General features: G+C 61.3%; 13 protein-coding genes and 1 pseudogene. 11 read left to right on the forward strand and 3 right to left on the reverse strand.

Going from position 1 to position 18702, the window contains the following annotated elements; genetic code table 11:
* Positions 1–499: 499 nt before the first annotated feature.
* Complete coding sequence (locus I2G40_RS01855) at positions 500–2281, reverse strand: 1-deoxy-D-xylulose-5-phosphate synthase (RefSeq protein ID WP_195544000.1); 1782 nt, start codon at positions 2279–2281, stop codon at positions 500–502.
* Positions 2282–2508: 227 nt separating this feature from the next.
* On the opposite strand from I2G40_RS01855, the gene I2G40_RS01860 reads away from it, so the two are divergent.
* The 11 genes and pseudogenes from I2G40_RS01860 to I2G40_RS01905 all read left to right on the forward strand — a co-directional run bounded on the left by I2G40_RS01860 (position 2509) and on the right by I2G40_RS01905 (position 15427).
* Positions 2509–3066 (forward strand): HD domain-containing protein, encoded by a 558-nt coding sequence (locus tag I2G40_RS01860; protein ID WP_195544001.1) that lies wholly within the window; start codon positions 2509–2511, stop codon positions 3064–3066.
* Between the two features lie 3 nt (positions 3067–3069).
* Entirely contained in the window at positions 3070–4089 is a 1020-nt protein-coding gene (locus I2G40_RS01865; protein ID WP_324252554.1) for a putative ABC transporter permease, read from the forward strand.
* A gap of 198 nt (positions 4090–4287) precedes the next feature.
* Positions 4288–5565: an ammonium transporter gene (locus I2G40_RS01870; RefSeq protein WP_195544002.1), complete on the forward strand. Its 1278-nt coding sequence runs from the start codon at positions 4288–4290 to the stop codon at positions 5563–5565.
* A gap of 149 nt (positions 5566–5714) precedes the next feature.
* Positions 5715–6053 (forward strand): P-II family nitrogen regulator, encoded by a 339-nt coding sequence (locus I2G40_RS01875; protein WP_089572298.1) that lies wholly within the window; start codon positions 5715–5717, stop codon positions 6051–6053.
* A gap of 87 nt (positions 6054–6140) precedes the next feature.
* A complete protein-coding gene (locus I2G40_RS01880; RefSeq protein WP_195544003.1) occupies positions 6141–6998 on the forward strand; it encodes an HAD-IIB family hydrolase in 858 nt (285 codons plus the stop codon).
* A 154-nt stretch (positions 6999–7152) separates the two neighbouring features.
* Positions 7153–7278: a hypothetical protein gene (locus I2G40_RS09675; RefSeq protein ID WP_022094649.1), complete on the forward strand. Its 126-nt coding sequence runs from the start codon at positions 7153–7155 to the stop codon at positions 7276–7278.
* Positions 7279–7553: 275 nt separating this feature from the next.
* On the forward strand, positions 7554–8264 hold the full coding sequence (locus I2G40_RS01885) for a TetR/AcrR family transcriptional regulator (protein WP_195544004.1): 711 nt from the start codon (positions 7554–7556) through the stop codon (positions 8262–8264).
* A gap of 11 nt (positions 8265–8275) precedes the next feature.
* Positions 8276–13057, forward strand: coding sequence for a 2-hydroxyacyl-CoA dehydratase (locus I2G40_RS01890; protein WP_195544005.1), 4782 nt, complete (start codon positions 8276–8278; stop codon positions 13055–13057).
* Positions 13058–13268: 211 nt separating this feature from the next.
* Complete coding sequence (locus I2G40_RS01895; protein ID WP_195544006.1) at positions 13269–14228, forward strand: 3-hydroxyacyl-CoA dehydrogenase; 960 nt, start codon at positions 13269–13271, stop codon at positions 14226–14228.
* A gap of 97 nt (positions 14229–14325) precedes the next feature.
* Positions 14326–14787, forward strand: a pseudogene (locus tag I2G40_RS01900) (aryl-sulfate sulfotransferase); the annotation flags it as partial.
* Positions 14788–14977: 190 nt separating this feature from the next.
* Positions 14978–15427, forward strand: a complete 450-nt coding sequence (locus tag I2G40_RS01905) for a hypothetical protein (protein WP_195544008.1) — start codon at positions 14978–14980, stop codon at positions 15425–15427.
* 126 nt (positions 15428–15553) lie between these two features.
* Here the strand turns inward: I2G40_RS01905 and I2G40_RS01910 are convergent, their stop codons facing one another.
* Positions 15554–16693, reverse strand: a complete 1140-nt coding sequence (locus tag I2G40_RS01910; protein WP_195544009.1) for a DUF389 domain-containing protein — start codon at positions 16691–16693, stop codon at positions 15554–15556.
* Positions 16694–16909: 216 nt separating this feature from the next.
* Positions 16910–18613, reverse strand: coding sequence for an OPT/YSL family transporter (locus I2G40_RS01915; protein ID WP_195544010.1), 1704 nt, complete (start codon positions 18611–18613; stop codon positions 16910–16912).
* Positions 18614–18702 lie beyond the last annotated feature (89 nt).

Genomic DNA, 18702 nt, shown 5'->3' on the forward strand with positions numbered 1-18702 from the left:
AACACCTTTCTCAATAAAATCCCTAGCGGTTGAGTAGAGTTATACCCTATCCCGCTCAAATGGGTCAACACGAAATAACTCAGAAACATACTTGTCTTATGGGTAATTCTGCCTACCAAAAAGGGACAGGTTTATTTTGGTAGGTTTTATCTGGGCAAACGTCAGTTATTGCAGCTGAAATAGTGTTTCGCGGACGACATGATCGCTCACAGCGGTCGCTATAATGGCGGCAGCGAAAACCACCACAAAGGGGACAGGCACCTTTGTGGTGGTTCTGGCCGATGCGGCGGCATGCCTTACTGTTCTGTCTCAATCTGTAACATCTGCAGCCATTTTTGCCGAGTAACTGTTACAGATCGAGTTTTTCTCCTTAGGGGGATTTGAATGTCTCGATCTGTAACAGTTAGACGGGAATTCAGGCCATAGATGTTACAGATTGAGATAATCGCGTCGCGAAAATAAAAACCTCCGCAGGGATGCTTTCCTTGCGGAGGTTTTCTTACTCGTTGAGTAGCCTTACGGCTTCGGCGGCCATGTTCTCGACCGTCATGCCGTTCTGCGCGAGCAGTTCGTTGGGATCGTAGCGGTCGGGAAAGCCCTTGGCGATGCCAAAGGTGCGCGTGCGCAACGGCGTGCATGCCAGATAGCATGCCACGCGCTCGCCCCAGCCGCCGTCCAAGATGCCGTCCTCGAGGGTGACGACGACGCGATGCTCGGCGGCAAGACTGTCGAGGAACTCGCGGTCGAGCTCGGTTGCAAAGCGCGGGTTGACGAGCGTGGCCTCGATGCCGTACTCGGCAGTCAGACGGTTTGCCACGCGCTCACCCAGCTCAAAGAAATCGCCAAGCGCGAGCACGGCAACGTCGCGGCCCTGACGCACCACGTTGTAGCGAACGGCGCTGTAGTCGGTGTCTTCGGCGGGCGCAAGGTCGGGGCGGCTTACCAGGCCGATGCCCGGTACGCGGATTGCCACGGGATGCTCGCGGTGGTCGAGCGACCAGCTCAGCATGGACAGATATTCCTCCATGCAGGCCGGCGCCAAGTAGTGCATGTTGGGAAGATCGCCCAACATGGAAATATCAAAGAACGAGAGGTGCGTCTCGGACGTGGTGCCAAAGATTGACGCACCAAACACCAAAATGGTTGCCGGGGCGTCGTTGAGGCACAGGTCGTGCCAGAGTTCGTCGTAGGCGCGCTGCAAAAACGTGCCGTACACACCAAAGACTGGCTTGGCGCCCGAGCGCGCAAGCGCGGTGGCAAAGGTCACGGCGTGCTCCTCGGCAATGCCCACATCGACGAACTGTTTGCCGGCGGCAGCGCGAAGCTCGGGTGTAAAGCCCATGATGTAGGGTGTGGCGGCCGTGATGCCCACGACCTGCGGATCGCGCTCGATGGCGGCGCTGAGCGCCTCGCCCGTAATGTCGGCGTAGGTGCGCGGCGCAGGCTCGCTCGGATGGCCCGGGCAGAGCTTGCGCCCGGTCGCCATGTCAAACGGACCCACGTGGTGCCAGCGTTCGGGGTCGCTCTGGGCCGGCTCAAAGCCCTTGCCCTTGGCGGTGGAGACGTGCAGCACGATGGGATGATCGATATTGCGCAGTTCCTGCAGCGCGTCGACTAGGGCCAACACGTCGTTGCCGGCGTCCAAATAACGGTAGTCGAGTCCCATCGCGCGGAAAACGTTGCGCTCACAGGTGCCGTTGCTGGCGCGCAGCTCGGCCAGATTGCGATAGAGGCCACCGTGGTTCTCGGCGATGGACTGGTCGTTATCGTTGACGATGATGATCAGGTTGCTGTCGAGTTCGGCGGCATTGTTGAAGCCCTCAAACGCCAGGCCGCCCGAAAGCGAGCCGTCGCCAATGATGGTGATGACGTTGTACGCATCGCCCGCCAGGTCACGAGCGTGCGCCAGGCCGCAGCCCAGGCTCACCGACGTGGAGGTATGGCCCATGGCGAACAGGTCGTGCTCGGACTCGTCGGGATTGGCAAAGCCAGAGGCCTCGCCAAAGCGCTTCGGATCGATATAAGTGTACGCGCGCCCAGTCAGCGCCTTGTGGGCGTAGGTCTGGTGCGAAACGTCAAAGAGAATCTTGTCGATAGGGGAGTTAAACACGCGATGGAGCGCGACCGTAAGCTCAACGACGCCCAGGTTGGGGGCAACGTGCCCGCCGACGGCGGCGGAGCTTTCGAGGATGGCGTGGCGAATCTCGTCGCAGAGCTGCGGGAGCTCGGCACGATTAAGAGCCTTGACGTCCTCGGGCGTTGTCGTTTGCGTAAGCAGCATCGTTGTGGGTTACTCCATGCGAATCGAGCGCCGGCGCTCCCTCGGCCGACACAATTGCACAAGACAGTCTCGCACATTTTGGCGTTTGATATGTGACGGCGGCGCGGTAATTCGCCAACTGGTGGGGCAAAACGTTTTGTCCGATGCCATACTGATAGATTCGAAGATGATTTTTTCAATACGTGCAGGCCGTGGCTTGCCGCCGTGAGCCGCTGGAAGGAGGCAGCATGTCCGATGCCGTTCGTGCCGAGAAAATCGCGCACGAGGTCGACGATGCCGCCCGCCAGCTCGCCCAGGCGGGCCGCTTGGACCTGACGCGCGAGTTTATCCAGCATGGCGACGTGACGGTCTATGCACATGTGACTTCGGTAGCGCGGACGAGCCTGTCCTTTGCCGAGCGCCTGGGCCGCGTCGGTGTTTCGATCGACCGTGCCTCGCTGCTGCGCGGAGCCTTGTTACACGATTACTTTCTCTACGATTGGCACGATCCCGACCCAAGCCATCGGCTGCATGGCTTTCGCCACCCGTTTTTTGCCCTAGCGCGCGCGGAGGAAGATTTTGAGCTGACGTCGCGCGAACGGAATATTATCGTGCGGCATATGTTTCCGCTGGTGCCGGTGCCGCCGACGTGTCGTGAGGCTTGGATTGTGTGCCTGGCGGATAAATGGTGTGCTCTGCGCGAGACGGTCGCCGGCCGCCTGCCGCGCAAAGACGACGCGAACGATTTGAGCGAGGGCTCGAGCGACGGCTCGAGCAAAGATTCGAGTGAAAAGAGGAGAGGGTAGACGGTGGGGACCGCGATCGACATGGCATTTGACGGCGCGACGCTTGCCGCCTGTCCGCTTTCGGCACTGGTGCTCTCGTTCGCCTTCTACGGGTTTTGCGGCTGGGCATGGGAATCGACGGTCTGCGCCATGCTCAACCACGGACGCTTTGCCAACAGCGGCTTTTTGCTGGGACCGTGTTGCCCCATCTATGGCGCGGGCGGCATTGCCTGCTGGCTGCTGTTGCGCGGAATTCCTGACGCGTCGAGCCAGTTTGTCGCTGCAGCGCTCGTATGCAGCGTGATTGAGTACAGCGTAGGCGTGCTGTTGGAAAAAACAACGGGCGCTCGCTTTTGGGATTACTCGCACCTGCCGTTTAACTTGCACGGACGCATCTGCCTGTACTGGGCATGCGCGTTTGGCCTGGGTGCGCTGTGCATTTGCCGTTTAGTGGAGCCGGCATTGCTGGGGCTGCTTGGTCATCTGCCGGTGCTGATTGTGCGGCTGTCCGCCTTTATCGTCGCGGTCGCGATGATGGTCGACGCGTTGTGCTCGCTGGCGAGCTGGCGGCGTCTGTCCGATCAGCTGGAGCGCGTCCGGGCCGACCTTGCCGACCGCATCAATGAGTCGCTTGCCGATGCCTCGGACTCAATGCTCGAACGTATTCCCGATTCTACGATTGACTCGGTGGCGCAGACGCACATCCGTAGCCGTGCCGTTAACGCGTGGCTGGCCGAGCTGGGTGACGCCGCGCTCGATGCCCTGCGCGAGAAGGCTTCGATGCCGACGTTTATCGCGGATGGTGCTCGCGGCCTGGCGCTTGCCGCCCGCCGCGTGGCCGATGCCGCGCCGAACATGCCGCGTCCGTCGCTCAGTCGTCGCCTTGCCGGCAAGCGCATGAGCCGTCCGGTGCCAAGCGTGTCGCTCAGCCGCCGCGACCTACGCTTCTTTAACGCCTTCCCGCGTCTGCGCATCAATCGCTACGAAGGCGTCATTCGAGCAACTAATCTCCGCGACCGAGCCCGCGAGCTGTTCCGCCACTAGCCGGGACGGGCGCGCTCACGGCTTCCTTGCTCGCGTATTTCCCGTTCGTTTCGCGTCCGTTGCCGCGCCGTTTCCAAGATTGCGGCGCCGTTTCCATTCGACAACGCCGCGTTTAACAACGCCGTATCTGGTCTACACCAGTTGCCCCTCGGCCGCATTATGGGCGCCGACAACGTTCATGCGACCAAGGGAGAGCGAATGTACGATACGGGATCGACAACGTTTATGCTCATCTGCACCATGCTCGTGTTTTTAATGACACCGGGTCTGGCGTTTTTCTATGGCGGCCTGTCCAGGCGCAAAAATGTCATCAACACCATGCTCATGTGCTTTGGCGCCATTGGTCTGGTTGGTGTGCTGTGGATTGTTGCCGGCTGGTCTCTGGCCTATGGCGGCGACGGTTCGAGTCCGTTTATTGGAGGCCTTGACCAGCTGCTGTGCCTGCCGGTGCTCAACCAGGTGCTGCAGGCGGCCGAGGGCAATGCTGCGGACGGTGTCGTCTACCCTCAGATCATCAACATCGCCTTCCAGATGGCATTTGCCATGATCACGGCTGCTATCGTCACGGGCAGCCTGGCCGGCCGCGTTAAGTTCGGTGCCACGACGGCCTTCCTGGGCATTTGGCTGCTCGTGGTCTATGCGCCGCTTGCTCACATGGTTTGGGGCGGCGAGGGCTCCTTTATCGGCGATATCATCGGCGCGCTCGACTTTGCCGGCGGCGACGTGGTGCACATCTCGTCTGGTCTTACGGGCCTGATTCTCTGCTTAATGCTCGGCCGTCGTCGCGGCTTTGGCATGGTGAGCTACCGTCCGCATAACGTGCCGTTTGTGGCGCTGGGAGCCGGCCTGCTTTGGTTTGGCTGGTTTGGCTTTAACGGCGGCAGCGAGTTTAGGGCCGACGCCGTGGCGGCACTTGCCATCCTCAATACCGTGACGGCCAGCGCGGCGGGCATGGTCTCGTGGCTTGCCGTCGAGCGCGTGCACACCGGTCGACCCACGCTGGTGGGCGCCAGCACCGGTCTGGTTGCGGGCCTTGTGGTGGTCACGCCGGGCGCGGGCTTTGTCGAGCCGTGGGCGGCGCTGGTCATGGGCCTGATCGTATCTCCCGTCTGCTACCTGGCCATCAGCCATCTTAAGACCAAATTTGGCTACGACGATGCGCTCGACGCGTTTGGCTGCCACGGCATCGGTGGCATCCTGGGCGGCGTGCTCACGGGGCTGTTCTGCGTGCCGGAGCTCTCGTGGACCGGTAAGGGCGGCCTGTTCTACACGGGCGATGTCTCGCTGCTCATCTCGCAGATTTTGGGCATTGTGGTGACGGTCGCTATTGTACTGGTGCTCGACTTGGTGATCGCCGCGGTGGTCAAGGCGCTGTTCCACGGCAGCCTGCGCGTGGACGAGGCCGACGAGGCGCTGGGCCTGGATGCGAGTCAGCACGGCGAGAGCGCATATCCCTCCTTCTCGGGACTTGACTAGCGGCTTCCCCAGGCACCGCACCTTGGGTTTCAAACCGTCGCTTGCGTACAAAAGTACGCGGCGCTCCTCTTTCAACCCAATCTGCGGCACCTGGGAAACCCGCGTCATTGAATGGCAATTCATTTATTTGATAAAGAGAGGAATTCATTATGAAAAAGATCACGGCTATCGTGCGCCAGGAGAAGCTTGAGGTTCTTAAAGACGCGCTGTTTGCTGCCGATGTTCGTGGTATGACTATCAACCAGGTGCAGGGCTGCGGTGCGCAACATGGCTGGAAGGAATACGTGCGCGGCAACGAGTTGCTTGTTAACACGATCCCTAAGGTGCAGTTCACGCTCATTTGTGCCGATGAGCATGTCGACGGCATTGTCGAGATTATCTGCAACGCTGCTCGCACCGGAGCCGTCGGCGACGGCAAGATCTGGGTCGAGCCGGTCGAGGAGGTTATCCGTATCCGTACCGGCGAGCATGGTCCCGCCGCGGTGTAGGACGATCTTTCGCCTAACGGGCGCGCTTCTCTTGGGGCGCGCCCGTTCTCGTCTACAATATCGTGCAGACGAAGGAGAGGCACGCCCATGATCAAGATGTTTGCGAGTGACTTAGACGGAACGCTGCTGAACGCCCTGCACGAGGCGGATGGGACCATCCGCCGTGCCATTCGCGAGCTGACCGAGGCTGGCCTGCATGTGGTTCCCGCGACCGGACGCTCGACGTTGCCAATCGGCGAGCATGGCTTTACAGGTCTGGCACTCGACGCCTGCTGCTCCAACGGATCCATCGTGCGCAACAGCCACGGCGAGGTGCTCAAGACCTGGACCATCGACCCGCAGGTTACCGAGGAGCTGCTCAAGGCGTTTCCGAACATTTGCTTCGACTGCTCCACGCCCGACGGCATGTTCTCGAGCGGTTCGTTCGAGATGCACCAGGCGGGCTTTAAGAAGGACAGCCCTATCAAGCGCATCGTGATGCGCGGCATGCGCGCGCGTGGCGGGTATCACGAGGAGCAGTATTTCGATCAGTCAATCGGCGACATCCTGCGCCACGATGTGTGTAAGATCAACTGCCGCGTGACCTCGCCCGAGCTGGAGCGCGACCTTAAGGCATATTTGGCCGAGCGCTCGGACCGTGTAGTCAACGCGCCGTTTGACCCGGTGATGTTTGAGATCACGGACGCGGCGTGCAACAAGGGCGAGAGTGTGTCCTGGCTGGCGGGCTACTACGGCATTGCCGAGGACGAGGTCGCGGTCTACGGCGACGGCGGCAACGACATTGCCATGCTCAAACGCTTCCGCCACAGCTACGCGACCAAAAACGCAAGCGATGCCGCCAAGGCCGCCGCGAGCGCGACCATCGGCAGCTGCATGGTCCACGCCGTCCCCAAACACATGCTCGCCACCATGCGCAAGCAAAACTCCCGCACCGTCATCGAATAATGTGACAAAGGGGCAGCCCCTTTGTCACAGGGGTCTGTGTTCTTGGAATACGAACATATATTCGCATATACAACTACGCTTTGATAGAATCGGTATCGTTGGCGGCAGTTCCATGTGCCGGGCAGCGCCCTCCACCTGATGGGAGGTGATGCCCATGACCGATTTGATTGATTTCGTGAGACTTCTGACCGCTTTGGTCTCGTTCTTCACGGCGCTCGTCGGCCTTTCCGAGGCACTCAAGCAGCGTTCGAAGCGCAACAGAAGGGGTCGCCGCCGCTAAGGCGTTGACCCCCTAATGCAAACAACGGCGCTGCCCAGCTTTCCAGAACTTGGGCTGCCGTCGACACTATTCTACCCACGAATGACATTTTGAACAATCAGCAATGCCGCTCCAAAAGCCAGGCACAACTGGCACAACCTAGGCGGTCGCTGAATGTGACAAAGAGGCTGCCCCTTCGTCACATCCCAAATATTGCCTTTACGTGTTGATGCACACGGTGTGCAATAATACTCGCACTGTGCAATAGCGCACAGGCTGAGTAACAAGGAGGACGTTTGTCCCAGCTCGAGAAATGCGATCGCCGGTCCCTTCGCTCGCAGCGTGCCCTTCGCCAGGCACTTGCCAGCGAGCTTGCCGAAAGCGGCGACCTTTCGCGCATTAATGTCGCGTCGCTCACCGAGCGCGCTGGCCTTACGCGCCGCACGTTCTATTCGCACTACCGCGATATCCCCGACTTTATCAATCAAATCGAGGACGGCTTGCTGGCCGAGATCCGTGAGCGCATTGAGCTCATCACCGCAGCTCAGCTGCCCGATCTCTATCACAACATCGATGAGCTCGAGCCGGCACCCGGTTCGGTTGAGTTGCTGCGCTACCTTGCGGCCAACCGCGATTTAATCGGATCGCTGCTGGGCCCGGGCGGCGACCCCGCCTTTATTAAAAAGATCATCGATACCGCACGCGAGGCCGTGGTGCCGCGCGCACAGACGGGCATTTTGGGCTTGGCGCTGGGCACCTTCTTTGACTACTACGTCACCTATGTCGTGAGTGCCGAGGTCGGCATGATCCAGCGTTGGTTTGAGCGTGGGCTCACCGAATCGCCCGAGACCATGGCGCGCATTATGACGGTTATCGCCTTTGTGCGCCCCGGCGACCTGTATGGCCAACCCATCGATATCAACGTGCCGGAATACGGCATGAAGCTATTGAATCTGCAGCTCGAGGACGCGGTCGACACCACCGCAACCGTCGAGTCCAACAACTAAGAGGAGAGACAATGAGCAAACTCGTCGAGGGCATCAAGGACCGCATGGTCGCTGCCGCACGCGAGGCCGCGCCCGCCGTGGTGGACGCCGCGCAGAAGGCCGCGACCGCAGCTGCCGAGAAAGTTGCCGAGGCAGTTGCCGATGCCAAGAACGCGGCAGGGGAGACGTCCGTCGCTAGCGAGCTCGCCACTGCCGCTGAGCCCGTAGCCGCCGTCCACGCCCCCGAAGGCGCGATCTTCAACCCCGAGAACGCTCGCGGCAACCTGCACCTGGGCATCGACGTGGGCTCCACCACCGTTAAACTTGCCGTGCTCAACGACGACAACCAGATCGTCTACGCCAAGTACCAGCGCCACCACACCGACGTCCGTGCCTGCGCCCGCGACCTGTTCGAGGGCGCTGCGACCGTGCTGCCGACGGCCCAGATGACCTGCGCCATCACCGGCTCGGGCGGCCTTCTGCTGTCCCAGTGGCTCGACCTGGAGTTTGTCCAGGAGGTCATCGCCAGTAAGCGTGCCGTCGAGACCCTCATCCCGGCCACCGATGTCGCTATCGAGCTGGGCGGCGAGGACGCCAAGATCATCTACTTCGATAACGGCATCGAGCAGCGCATGAACGGCACCTGCGCCGGCGGCACGGGTGCGTTCATCGACCAGATGGCAACCCTGCTCCACACCGACGCCAGCGGCCTCAACGAGCTCGCGGCCAACGCCACCACCATCTATCCCATCGCCAGCCGCTGCGGCGTTTTTGCCAAGACCGACGTGCAGCCGCTGCTCAACGAGGGCGCCCGCCCCGAGGACGTGGCCGCCTCCATCTTCCAGGCTGTCGTGACCCAGACCATCTCGGGCCTGGCGTGCGGCCGTCCCATCCGCGGCAACGTCGCCTTCCTGGGCGGCCCGCTGCAGTATCTCTCCGAGCTGCGCCACCGCTTCTACCTCACGCTCAATCTGGACGAGGAGCACCGTATCGTGCCCCAAAACGCTCACCTGTTTGTGGCGAGCGGCGCCGCCATGGCGCACGAGTCCAACAAGCTCAGCACGTTCCCGCAGCTCATCGGGGCCATCGATGCCCTGGGTGACACGCAGGGTGCCGAGGTCGAGCGTCTGGATCCGCTCTTTGCCACCGACGAGGACTTTGCCGAGTTCAAGACCCGCCACGACACCGAGGTCGTCCCCAAGGGCAAGCTCGAAGGCTACACCGGACGCGTGTTCATCGGCATCGACGCCGGCTCCACCACCATGAAGGCCGCGCTCGTGGGCGAGGACGGTCAGCTGCTGCACACCTGGTACGGCAACAACAACGGCGACATCCTAGGCACGGCCAAGGTCATCATGGCCGATTTCTACAACCACATCCCCGCGGGCTGCACCATCGGCCACGTGACCACCACGGGCTACGGTGAGGCGCTGCTCATCGAGGCCCTCAAGGCCGATTCCGGCGAGATCGAGACCGTCGCGCACCTGCGCGGCGCCAAGGCGTTCCTGCCCGGCGTCGAGTTCATTCTGGACATTGGCGGCCAGGACATGAAGTGCCTGCGCGTCAAGGACGGCGTCATCGAGCACATCATGCTCAACGAGGCCTGCTCGTCGGGTTGCGGTAGCTTTATCGAGAGCTTCGCCGTCTCTATGAACATGGACGTGCGCGCGTTCGCCAACGCCGCCATCCATGCCAAAGCCCCGGTCGACCTGGGAAGTCGCTGCACGGTCTTTATGAACTCGCGCGTCAAGCAGGCGCAAAAGGAAGGCGCCACGGTGGGCGACATCGCCGCCGGCCTGTCCTATTCCGTCATCAAGAATGCCCTGTTCAAGGTCATTAAGCTGCGCGATCCCAAGGAGATCGGCAGCCAGGTAATCGTCCAGGGCGGCACCTTTATGTCCGATGCCACGCTGCGCGCGTTTGAGCAGCTCACCGGCGTTCATGCCGTGCGTCCCGACATCGCCGGCTGCATGGGCGCCTACGGTGCGGCCCTGCTCGCCCGCGATCGCGCCGGCGCCGACGGCACCTCGACCATTCTTTCGGCTGAGGACATCGCGCACCTCACCGTGACGCAAAAGCATGTCCGCTGCGGCCGTTGCTCCAACAACTGCCAGCTTACCGTCAACGACTTTGGCGGTGGCAGGCGCTTCATTACCGGCAACCGCTGCGAGAAGGGCGCCGGCCACAAAAAGCAGAAGACCGAGGCCCCCAACCTCTTCAAAAAGAAAAACGAGCTGCTCTTTAACCGCGAGGTCCTGAGCCCCGACGAGGCCCCGCGCGGCACCGTCGGCATCCCGCGCGCGCTCAACATGTACGAGAACTACCCCTTCTGGCATGCGTTCTTTACGCGCCTGGGCTTTAGCGTGCAGCTGTCCGACCAGTCGAGCAAAAAGACCTACCAGGCGGGCATCGAGTCCATGCCGTCCGAGAGCGTGTGCTACCCGGCAAAGATGAGCCACGGCCACGTGATGAACCTCATCGACCGTGACGTCGACTTTATCTGGATGCCGTGCGTGCGTTGGGAGCGCAAGGAGGATCCGACGGCTGGCAACTGCTATAACTGCCCCATCGTCATGAGCTACCCCACGGCGCTGGCGCTCAATATTGACGAGATCCGCGAGCAGAACATCGAGTTCCTGTATCCGTTTGTGCCGTATCACGACAAGACCGAGCTCAAGCGCCGCCTGTACCAGGTGCTCGCCGTCGACCGTGTGGCCGATGCTGAGGCCGGTCGCGGTCGCGTGCGCGGTCCTAAAATCACGCGCTCCGAGGTTGATGCCGCCGTCAACGCTGCTTTTGAGGCCGACGCGCGCTTCCACGAGGATATCCAGACCATGGGCGAGGAGGCTCTTAAGTGGGTCGAGGACCACGGCGGCCACGGCATCGTACTCGCCGGCCGTCCTTACCACAACGACCCCGAGATCAACCACGCCCTGCCCGAGCTTATCTCGAGCTTTGGCTTTGCGGTCTTTACCGAGGATTCGCTCGCGCATCTGGTGAAGCCCGAGCGTCCGATTCGCGTCGTCGATCAGTGGATGTATCACAGCCGCCTGTACGCCGTCGCCCGTTTTGTGACGATGCGCAACGACCTGGACCTGATCCAGCTCAATTCCTTCGGCTGCGGCCTGGACGCTCTGACCACTGATCAGGTGCAGGAGATCCTGGAGGCCAGCGGCAAGATTTACACCGTGCTCAAGATCGACGAGGTGTCCAACTTGGGCGCCGCGCGCATCCGTATTCGCTCGCTCATGGCGGCGCTCAAGGACCAGGAGGCCGAGCGCTTGGCCGAGGCTACGGCCGCGGGCGAGGCCTACGAGCAGGGCGATGCCGCGCCGGTGGCTCCCTCCAAGGATGCCCCCGCGTTCGCGAGCCGTAAGTACACGTTCGAGGCGCAGCGTGAGAGCGTCTCGACCGCATGGCCCAAGGTGCCCTTTACCGAGCAGATGCGCGACGAGGGCTACACCATCCTGTGCCCGCAGATGGCGCCGATCCACTTTGACCTGGTCAAAGAGGTGTTCCGCGGTGCCGGCTACAACTTGGAACTGCTGCCCTCAACCGATCACGATGCCGTCGAGGCTGGCCTGCGCTATGTGAACAATGACATTTGCTATCCGTCGATCCTGGTGACGGGCCAGATCATGGAGGCCATCGAGAGCGGTCGGTACGACCTGTCCAAGACGGCCGTGGTTATCAGCCAGACCGGCGGCGGCTGCCGTGCCACCAACTACATCGCACTCATCCGCAAGGCCCTGCGCGAGAGCGGCCACCCCGAGATCCCGGTGATCTCGCTTTCGGCTGTGGCGCTCGGCGAGGACAACCCCGGCTTTAAAATTACGCCGGCGCTGCTTAAGCAGGCAGTCTACGCGGTGCTCTTTGGTGACGTGATGATGCAGATGCTCTATCGTTGCCGCCCGTACGAGGCCACGCCCGGTGCTGCCAATGCGCTCTACGAGGAGTACATGGCGCGCGCCCGCAAGCTGGCGCCCAAGTTTAACCGCCACAACTACACCAAGCTGTGCCGCGAGGCCATCCGCGCGTTCGACACCATGCCGCTCGTGGGCGAGGGTACCAAGCCGCGCGTGGGCGTGGTCGGCGAGATCCTGGTCAAGTTCCATCCCACAGCCAACAACCACGTGGTCGATGTCATCGAGCGTGAGGGCTGCGAGGCCGTGGTGCCGGGTCTGCTCGACTTTTTCCTGTACTCCATGAGCAACGCCGAGCTGCAGAAGGACGAGTTGGGAAGCTCCGCTACCACGCGCGCTGGTATGCAGGCGCTCATCAAGCTCGTGGACTGGATGCGTACGCCGGTGGAGGAGATGCTCGAAAAGTCCCGCCGCTTTGAGGCGCCCGAGCGCATCGGTACCATGGCCGACAAGGCCCGCACGGTGCTTTCGGTGTGCAACAACATGGGCGAAGGCTGGCTGCTCACGGCCGAGATGCTCGACCTGATCGATCACGGTGCACCCAACATCATCTGCACGCAGCCCTTCGCGTGCCTGCCCAATCACGTGGTGGGCAAGGCCGTGATCAAGGAGCTGCGCCGCCAGCATCCCGAGAGCAACATTGTTGCGGTGGACTACGACCCCGGTGCATCCGAGGTCAACCAGCTCAACCGCATTAAACTCATGATCAGCGTGGCCAAGGAGAACATGCGCGCCGGTAAGGGCTTTAAGCTCGAGAAGGTGGCACCGCTCGCGATGGACGAGGTCACCGGCCAGATGCGTGCCCACGACGGCTGTGTGAGCTGCGGGCCGGCCAGCGAGGAAGCCGTTGCATCGGTCGCCAAGCGTCTGGGACGCGGCATTAAGAAGTAACTGGCCTGCTTTGGGCTAGATATGAGGCAAGCGGGTGGTAGACATATCGGCTACCACCCGTTTTTGCTGGACATGGAACCCTGAGTTAATGAACAGGTGTAGCCGTTCGCCGCAAATTAGCGTCCGTTTATAGAACCTACCCCCAGCGCGCGTCCTCCTTACGGTTGAATAAATACACATCTATGGAATTACGTAAGAGAGGACTGTTCCTATGAGCTACAAGACCGTTTGCGTTGCTGGTGGCGGCGTGCTGGGAAGCCAGATTGCCTTTCAGGCTGCCTACTGTGGCTTCGATGTGACGATTTGGCTGCGCAGCGAGGGCAGCATCGGCCGCACCCAGCCCAAGATCGATCATGTGCGCGAGGAGTACATCGCGGCTATCGAGGGCATGGCGGACGGCACGGGTGAGTGGTGCGCCGGTATCGCCGATAGTGGCCAGCCCTTCGACAAGGAAGCGGCACTCGCCGCTGTCGACCGTGCCTACTCCACACTCAAGCTGGAGCTCGATCTTGCCAAGGCAGTGGCCGACGCCGACCTGGTCATCGAATCTATGGCCGAGGACACCCAGGCAAAGATCGACTTCTACAAAAAGCTCGCCCCGGTTCTCCCGCAAAAGACCGTCGTCGTGACCAACTCCTCCACGCTGCTACCGAGCACCTTTGCCAAGTACACTGGCCGCCCCGAGAAGTACCTGTCGCTGCACTTTGCCAACTCCATCTGGAAGAACAATATGACCGAGGTCATGGCCCAGGACCAGACTGACAAGCGCTACTTCGACGAGCTCGTCGACTTCGCCAACGACATTCGCATGCTGGCGCTTCCCGTCAACAAGGAAAAGAACGGCTACCTGCTCAACTCCATGCTGGTGCCGTGGCTGCTTTCGGGCCTGGACCTGTACGTCTCGGGCGTCAGCGACCCCAAGAGCATCGACCTCGCGTGGACGCGCGGCACTGGCGCTCCCAAGGGCCCGTTCCGCGTATTCGACACCGTGGGCATCCAGACGGCGTACAACATCGTTATGCAGTATCAGAAGGTCCCGGGCCTGGTGAGCCCGCTGCTCAAGAAGATGATGATGCCCTACAACTTTAAGGCCATGGCATCCGTCCTCAAGAAAATGCTCGACGAAGGCAAGCTGGGCGAAAGCTCGGGCGAGGGTTTCTTCAAGTACTAAAAAATGACCTCTCGGGGACGGAGGAAAACGGATCATTTTCGGCCGCCAACAGTGAGAAGATGGACCCAGAAATAGAAAGGAGTGGCAATGGGCCGGCTCGGGCTTTGAAGACAAGTTATTGCAGGCCCAGGGCGATTTCTCGCTCAATGCAGGCCAGCACGGCGTGACGTATCTGCCGAGTTCTGACACGGCAGCGATTGGTCGCTACCAGGTGCTGCTATACGACAACAACTTTGGTGCGACCGAGCGCTATCCCAAGTTCGACTGGGGCCAGCTGGGCGCCGCGGTGGTGACCGACTACAGCAAGGGAACGCATTCGTTTGGGCGCATCTTTACGGTGGACGAGGCCGCGCGCACCTACGAGCTTGTGGACCAGATCGCAGTGCCGTTCTCGGGTTATGTGAGCAGTGCGCAGCGCGTCGGCGGTTCGAATAGCACGCTCGTGGCATCGGGCATGGCCAAGACCTTTGCCGAGTACGATCGCTATGGACTGCCCATCACCACCTACGAGATGGAAGCCGAAAAGTACATCTACCGCGTGTACAAGTACGAGCTGTAGGGCCGCGCTTAGGTTTGACCAATGGAGTATGAAAACACGCCGTTCGCCGATGCCCCCTCCGCGAGTGGCAGCCATATGGTTTGATATCAGAAACATATAGTTGTCGCCAGCCTGCTGGCGACGTTCCCCCTGACATCGGAGGTTTCAGGTATGTTTCGCGCTCCGTTAAACAACTATCGGTTGGTCTAACATGGGCCGCCGTGCTATTTCGATAACCCTTGCAGTGGTCTGCCTGGCTGTGCTCCTGGGCGTTACAGGGCTGTTTGCTATAAGCCGAGAAACGTCCTATATGCGGGAATGCGCTTCCGAAGGGTTTGCCGTTGACGGTTACTATCGGGATGACAAAACGAGTCTGGAAACCCTGGCCTTTCTTGAAGAGGATAACCATCGGTGGCAACTGGTCGACAAAGACGGCAGCTGCGTTGACGGGCAGTTTAAGCGTACGGACGATCCCAATATCCTGGTATTAAAGAAGGAAAACGGCGAAGAATTCGGCACGGTTCACGTTGCATATATATCGCGCCGACGCAATCAAGGGCAGATTTACCTAATTAGAAATACTAAGGTGACCCGATTTTATCTTGTGAGCACCGATCCGGCGTTTACGGTGGAGTCTGGCGAGGTCGATTCGGACAGTTGATTCACGGCAATAAAAAAGCGAGCGGGGCGCGGGTGTGAACTGCACCCCGCTATTTGCTCGTGTCCGTATCGCGCCTGCGCCTCGTCGTAACTTGCGTCCGTGCGAGCATTCATCCCGCGCTCTGCATCACTTCACATCGAACTCCACGCGATCGAGTTCGGGTACGTTGAGGTCTATGAGCTTGCGGGCGACGTGGCGGTCGTGTGCCCCAAGCGCCTCGCTTGTCGTCACATGGGCGACAATCTCGCGCTCGACGATGCCCTCCTCGTCGCCTTCGGTGGCCGAGGTCTCGACGGCGACGGTGTAATCCTTAAAGCCCGGCAGCACCGCGGCAAGCTCGCGCGTGGTTTCGGTGACACCGTAGCCGTCCTGCACGCCGGCCTGCGCCGAGCCAATGGAACCCGCCGTCATGACGATGCAGGGGATGGCAAAGACCACCGTGCCCACAATAATGCGGCGGCGCACCTTGCGTGACAGCTCATCGACCTCGGCATTTTCCTCGGCTGTCACAATGCCGTCGCCGTTGAGGTCGCGCTTGAGCGGTACACGTAAAAGAAGCAATACGGCTTCGGCCGCCAGCGCGATAAAGACCACGTTGATGCCAAACTCATAAAGCGCCGAGAGAAACAGTGACCCGCTTGCGATGGCGATGCCGTAGCCCGCCGCGCACAGGGGCGGCATGAGCGCGGTCGCCACGGCCACGCCGGCGATGAGCGTGGCGGGTTCCTGGTCGCGCGAGTTGCCCAGCCCGCCTGCAAAGCCGCCTGCGAGTGCGACGGTAAGGTCCCAGACGGTGGGTGTCGAGTTGTCGATGATGGCGGCCGTGGTGGTGCCAAGGGGCGAGAGCTTAAAGTACAGCGTGGACGTGACCAGGCAAAAGGCCATCTGCAGCGCAAGGCTGGCGACGGCTTCGACGGTAATCTCGCGGTCGAGCGTGGCGATGCCGTATGCCATGGCAAGAACCGAGCCCATGAGCGGGCAGATGAGCATGGCGCCCACGATGGCGATGTCCGAGTCGATATCGAGGCCGATGCTTGCGATGAGCATGGCGATGATGAGGATGCACAGGTGAGAGCCGGTCAGGCGCGCCCCGTTTACAAAGCGCTTACGGATTACGTGGTAGGGCGCGCGACCATCGCGAATGTTGAATGCGCGCTTTAAAAAGCGACCAGCCTGCTCGGCAGCCTCACTATGGGCAGGGCGGATGCCGTGACGCCGATGATGACGCTCGCGCAGTCGCTTGAGCTGTTGTTTATCGAGTTCCATGTCCACCTCGTATTGCCGCAGGACCGCGGGTGCGTTCGCATCATGTACTCTACACCGTGACGGGCGGGGCGGTCATCTTGACATGGAACTTAGGCGAGCAGGCAAAGGAAGACACGCCACATGCGAGTACTGCTGAGGGTTTCGGCAGATACAGAAAGAGCGCGGGGCCGGATGGTCTCCGACTCCGCGCTCTGTACGGGTACGTTGTTGTTGGGTTTAGCCCAGCAGGCTCAGGCCAACAGAGACAAACGCCAGGATAACGCCGACGATAGACTCGCCACCGAGCAGGCCGCTGGCGACAACCAGGCCCTGCTCCTGGAAGGCGGCGTCCTTGGCGGCCTTCTCCTCGTCCGAAAGACCGGCCTCGGCGTCGCGGTGAGCGGCCCACTTGTCGTAGGCGAGCTTGACGCAGGAGCCCAAGAAGGCCGTGAGCGACATGTAGAACGGCAAGTACACGCCTAGACCGATCATCATGGCCGGAATGCCGAGCCAGTACATGACGATGCCGGCGATAAAGCCGCCTGCGAACCACGGCACGCTCGGGATGCCCGAGACCATGGTGGCAACGACGCTTGCCTGTGCGGCAACGAAGCTCTTGTCGGGGCCGAAGGCGTCCGGACCATAGGCGGTGACGAGCGCGACCATGACGGCGGCAGCGACCAGGGCGCCCACGATGCCGCCGATGGCCTGGCCGACCCACTGCGCGCGCGGGTTGGTGCCCAGCACGGCGCCGGCCTTAAAGTCGTTCATGACGTCGCCCGCAAGGCCGCATGCCACGGCCACGATGCCGGCGATAAAGAACAGCTTGACCTGCGCGAGCTGCGCGAAGGCCGCCACGATGAGCATGACGATGAGGCCAAAGATCTCCATGGGGTCGATACCCGTCTGGCCGCAGCTCTGAGCGCTCATGATGGTGGTGACAAAGGTGAACAGCGTGACGATGACGGCCGGGACGGGACCAAGGTCGAGCGCGATGGCAACGATCACGGCGATGGCAGCGGTGCCCAAGCCGATGATGCCGGCGTCGAGCTTAAGGGAGCCCGAGATGAGCGACTGCTCGTCGGTGTCGGTGGAGCTGTCGGCGGCGAGGCCACGGACGATACCGGCGACCTGCGGCAGGATGTCCTTAAGGACGACGGCGACGCCAAAGCCCATCATAAGGCCCATACCGAGGGACTTGACGATACCCTGCGCGGTCACAACATCGAACAGGCCGGCAGCGGTGCCGCCGACGATGATGCCAAAGTTGCCCAGCAGCGCGCCGGCAAACCAGAAGGCGACGGGGGCGAAGCCCACCAAAAAGCCGATGGACAGCAACATGGGCGAGTTGTAGATGGCAAAGGTCACGCCGGGGATATTGAGCGAGCACAGCATGCTAGGCACCACGCCCAGAGCGTCACGAAGCACACTGTAGATGCCTGCGATGGCCATGGAGCCAAAGAGCTGCTTGCCGGTCTTGCCGCCGGCCTCAGTGGCGCGCAGGGTCTGAGCTGCGGCGTTGCCGGTGGGGAACTCCAGCGCGGCGTCCACGATAAAGTGACGGTGGATGAGCGCTGTCGCCAGAAGGCCCAAGATGGTGCCGGCGAGCGCCACGATAAACATGTCGAGCCAGCTGATCTGGTCGGCATAGCCCAGCATCCAAGCGCCCGGGATGGTAAACGCCAGGCCGCCGGCGACCATGGCGCCCGCGGACATGATGGTGTGGGTGACGTTGGCCTCGTTGAGGCTGGCGTTGCCCATGAGCTTCAGGAAGAACAGCGAAATGACGGCAGCGAAAATGATCGGCCAGGGGAGCGCACCCATTTTGAGGGCGGTATAGGCCGAGCTTGCCGTGATGATCACGCAGCCAAGGACGCCGATGACGACGCCGCGCAGCGTGAGTTGACCGCGCATCGAGGTGCGGTTCGAGGGATTGCTCATATAGAACTCCTTTGCGTATATCCGCTTCCCCCGCAAGCGCCGCTACGGATACGGCGCGGGAAGTCGGGTTACCAAGGGCCGCCGCGTGA

Source organism: Collinsella aerofaciens (assembly GCF_015558785.1).
GTDB classification, from domain to species: domain Bacteria; phylum Actinomycetota; class Coriobacteriia; order Coriobacteriales; family Coriobacteriaceae; genus Collinsella; species Collinsella aerofaciens_P.

Coding starts and splice junctions, on each gene's coding strand:
- I2G40_RS01855 (WP_195544000.1), bottom strand. CDS start 2,281: ATGCTGCTTACGCAAACGACAACGCCCGAGGACGTCAAGGCTCTTAAT.
- I2G40_RS01860 (WP_195544001.1), top strand. CDS start 2,509: ATGTCCGATGCCGTTCGTGCCGAGAAAATCGCGCACGAGGTCGACGAT.
- I2G40_RS01870 (WP_195544002.1), top strand. CDS start 4,288: ATGTACGATACGGGATCGACAACGTTTATGCTCATCTGCACCATGCTC.
- I2G40_RS01875 (WP_089572298.1), top strand. CDS start 5,715: ATGAAAAAGATCACGGCTATCGTGCGCCAGGAGAAGCTTGAGGTTCTT.
- I2G40_RS01880 (WP_195544003.1), top strand. CDS start 6,141: ATGATCAAGATGTTTGCGAGTGACTTAGACGGAACGCTGCTGAACGCC.
- I2G40_RS09675 (WP_022094649.1), top strand. CDS start 7,153: ATGACCGATTTGATTGATTTCGTGAGACTTCTGACCGCTTTGGTCTCG.
- I2G40_RS01890 (WP_195544005.1), top strand. CDS start 8,276: ATGAGCAAACTCGTCGAGGGCATCAAGGACCGCATGGTCGCTGCCGCA.
- I2G40_RS01895 (WP_195544006.1), top strand. CDS start 13,269: ATGAGCTACAAGACCGTTTGCGTTGCTGGTGGCGGCGTGCTGGGAAGC.
- I2G40_RS01905 (WP_195544008.1), top strand. CDS start 14,978: ATGGGCCGCCGTGCTATTTCGATAACCCTTGCAGTGGTCTGCCTGGCT.
- I2G40_RS01910 (WP_195544009.1), bottom strand. CDS start 16,693: ATGGAACTCGATAAACAACAGCTCAAGCGACTGCGCGAGCGTCATCAT.
- I2G40_RS01915 (WP_195544010.1), bottom strand. CDS start 18,613: ATGAGCAATCCCTCGAACCGCACCTCGATGCGCGGTCAACTCACGCTG.